This window comes from Desulfosarcina sp., assembly GCF_041551955.1.
Classification (GTDB): Bacteria; Desulfobacterota; Desulfobacteria; order Desulfobacterales; family Desulfosarcinaceae; genus Desulfosarcina.
In genome coordinates, this window is sequence record NZ_JBFELV010000501.1 from 1 (window position 1) to 3457 (window position 3457).

General features: G+C 55.3%; 2 protein-coding genes and 1 pseudogene. All 3 read right to left on the bottom strand.

Features of this window, described 5'->3' with window-relative positions:
* Nucleotides 1-242: 242 nt before the first annotated feature.
* Nucleotides 243-1463, bottom strand: a complete 1221-nt coding sequence (locus ABYV26_RS23155) for a serine protease (RefSeq protein ID WP_372683720.1) — start codon at nucleotides 1461-1463, stop codon at nucleotides 243-245.
* A gap of 431 nt (nucleotides 1464-1894) precedes the next feature.
* Nucleotides 1895-2659 (bottom strand): hypothetical protein, encoded by a 765-nt coding sequence (locus ABYV26_RS23160; RefSeq protein WP_372683721.1) that lies wholly within the window; start codon nucleotides 2657-2659, stop codon nucleotides 1895-1897.
* 216 nt (nucleotides 2660-2875) lie between these two features.
* A pseudogene (locus ABYV26_RS23165) lies at nucleotides 2876-3457 on the bottom strand (decarboxylase); the annotation flags it as partial.

Sequence of the window (3457 nt, forward strand, 5' to 3'; positions counted from 1 at the left end):
AAAGGCTTTTTGTTTTCGTAGCATGGGTTCGTCCTCCCTATTTATCTTGCGATATCAATCATCGTGAAAGGAATGCCGGTCACACGACACCCTTGCACACATCCCCAAAAAGGAAGTATTCCTTCACAGGGCTCCATGGTAATACTCGCTTCCATGAAAACGAATATTATTGATCGAACCTATCCCTTCTCATGTTTCCTTTTCCATTGACGTAATGATTTTGATTGGGGTATCGACCGCTTCTACGCAAAATTCGCCAGCCCGAACTTAATGCGATCGACCATCAACCTGCCGCCAGCAAAGACCCATCGCCGCGGATCGAGCTCATCTTTCTCAATTCCCGCCATGACACCGAACAGGTATGGCTTCCCGTTTTCCCACAGCCACAAAGGACCGCCGGACCATCCGGGTCCGAACGGTGATGTTCCAAATGTTGTTTCAAGCTCGAGCCCGCCACCGTCAGAATCGATGTCATCGATATCGATATCAAATTCAACCGCGGGCTTACCGCTAAAGCTGTCTGGATAACCAACGCTAATGTAACGCCGGGAGAAATATTTGTCCTCGTCCTCGAACGATCGGCTGCCCATCCATCCGAGCGCGTCGCCCAAGGGCCGGTAAAGTTTGCAAATGACATAGTCTTCACCGCCCGCCTCTGGTTGGTTTACATCCACAAACGTGCCGTAAAAACACTCGACAAAGGAGCTTGAGTGCGGTTCCGGGTCGGGACCTCCGGCGCGAAAACCTGGAACGAAGCGCATCCACCACTGACCTGGACCACGTCCCCACGGTGCGACATGGCTAGCCGTCAGTATCAGGTTTCGCCCGACTAAGACCCCCGAGCCGCCCCCAGTCGGATTCGCAAAGTCGGTGCCGTGGCCAACGAACACATTACCGATCGTACGCCACGGATAGCTGAATCGGAGAGCTTCATTGATCAATGGGATGGTGCCCGAACGTGTATTCCTTGAATGAGAAACCGGTTCGATGAATTGATGCGAGTTGGTGGCACCATACCTGCGGTATTGGATCTTTGCACGGAACGGATGCAGCGTTGGCATATATTCGAGGTCGAGCCAAGGCGGACAATGGCCCTCGACGACCTCATCGCCTTGCCCACGGCCGATGAATTGCGCCGGGGCGCACCGGATCTGTTTGTCACCAGCCACCCCTGAGGATAGCGCCCGCCCTTTCCAACGCACACCCACACGCCACAAGTCGGCTTCCCCCAACCGCTCGGTGGTCACCTCGATGTGCGGGTCTTTGTCGGATTGGATGTAAAGTGCGTCGTCGGGTCTCAATAGGTTGAGCACGGTGTCTGGCATCGGTTCGGAGGCTCGGATCGGTTCCTCGCGCACCATGTCTTCAATAGTCATACCGGGGTGCGTCGTTGCTGATTCACAGACATCTTTCTCAGCTTTTTCCTTTGTCGCTGTGTTCTCAGAATCGTCTTTAGTCTTCATCGCAGCCTCCAGTGATTGATCATGGACGCCTAATCCAAGGCAACCAACGTTGGCGATCAGCCTCTGCCGAAAACGGTAGCGACGCAGAAGCGGACGCTGTAAAAGTCGGCGGCAGTGCTTTGTTTAAACGTAAGCTATGATCGTTTAGAGAACTGGCTAAATGTTTGGCAGAGAATCGGCGAGTGGCTCTATACACTCGCGACCTATCAGATAAAGTTACCGCTATGGTCGGGAATAAGGGAGGGGATGAAAAGAAATCTCTTGGAGATAGCGGCAACAGTATGACCACACAAAGGTCAATGGATCCCGAATGGCCGAAAAATATTCACCAAACTATTTCTGTCAATAGGGCTTGGCCATGAACGCTAATGTTTTTTATGGAACGGATACCTTCAAGGAATAAACACCTGCCTCGATGCAATCACTCACATTTATCGCCGCAAGCCTTTTTGCACCCGCTCTGGCTGTCCCCGCTTGAGTTGCCCGCGCTTGGGTTGAAGGATCAGCAGGTCACCGTCATCGGTCAGGGTACCAAGCATGATGGCACACACCAGGCGGTAGATGTCGACGGAATAGTACTGCCCGTCCGCCATGGGATTCGGCAGAAACGGATCGGCGACCCGGGCGCACCGGGTCCGCCGGTTGTAGCCGGCCAGAACGACGAAGTGGCCGACGGATTCGCCGCGCACATCATCGTAGACCACCCTCCCGTCAAGATCGTACTCCCGGGCCGAGTCGTAGAGGTAGGTGGCACTCAGGCCGGTCATGATCGGAATGCCGCGGTTGAGGTGTTTACGGATCAATGCCGCCGTCAGCACCTCAAATTTCAGACGGCCGCCGAGGTGCAGGTATTCCAGGTATGCATCCGTAACCCGGCCGAATCCCGGAAGGCCCCGTTTAACGGCGCGCTGCCGCCGGAGTTTATCGGCGATGTCGCATGGCGGCACGTAGGACCAGGTCGGGTCGAAGACCTTTAGATTATATGGAATAATAGTGGCCTGGTATCCACGGCGCAAGGCGTGGTTGGCCAGATGGACGGACAGGGTGCCGCCGCCTTTTAGCATCGGTACGTCGGCGATGACCCGCGACAGGGCGATCGGGTCGTCGAAATAGCGGTAAACGGCATGCAAGCATGTGGGTCCGCAGGTCGCGTTGTCCGGCTGGGGTTGGATATCGAAGCGAAGGGTCGTCGTCATGAATCCCGATACATCAGTTTGTTTTTAATCAGATGGCGTTTAGATGATGGACTCGTAAAAGTCTCATTTCTAACGGATTCGTAATAAGCCCGAGACCAAGGCTGGCAAATCCTGAGAATCCCGCTATCGCGGGTGCCGTAGGCAGCGTACTGATGGTACGCCGCAGTGACGAAGGATGAAGCGTAACGCAAATATCGGGCTGGTTACGAATCCGTCTTAGATGGTAATAACACACGGCAGCGGTTTTATGAAGGTTTGTCTCAGGCTGAAGGTATAGGCACCCTGGGTGGGAATCATCAGGATATCGCCCGGTAGGATGTCCGTTCCAAAATAGGTGTAGCCCCACACGTCATGCGGGGTGCACAGGGATCCGAGGACATGGCAAGGTTTTTCTTCCAGCGACGGACGGGTCAGATTCAGCAGGGGGAAGTAGTCGGTTTCGAACCGCTCCCATCCGATCGAGTTTGTGCCGGCATCGGTGATCACGAGGTCCGGTGCTTTTTTATCGACCACCGAGAGCAGAAGATGCATGGCATCGTTGCATATCCATCGGCCGGGCTCCAGGCAAATCCGGCAGGAAACCGACGGCAGCAGGTATGCTCGGATCGCGGCGCTGAGCGCTTCGGCAAATCCTTCGATGGACGTCGCCGGCAGATGGTAATGGGCCTCGCCGCCTGTCGACGGCAGGTCCAGGGCATTGCGCAGCCTGCCCGCCGGTGTTCCTGCCGCCTGAAGCCACTCCCCCTGTTCCGGCCAGTACCCCCCGCCGATATCGATGAATTCAATCACCCCTCTCGC

What these genes read in the sequence shown, in the direction of transcription:
- ABYV26_RS23155 (WP_372683720.1), bottom strand. Translation starts at nt 1,463, where the DNA reads ATGAAGACTAAAGACGATTCTGAGAACACAGCGACAAAGGAAAAAGCT.
- ABYV26_RS23160 (WP_372683721.1), bottom strand. Translation starts at nt 2,659, where the DNA reads ATGACGACGACCCTTCGCTTCGATATCCAACCCCAGCCGGACAACGCG.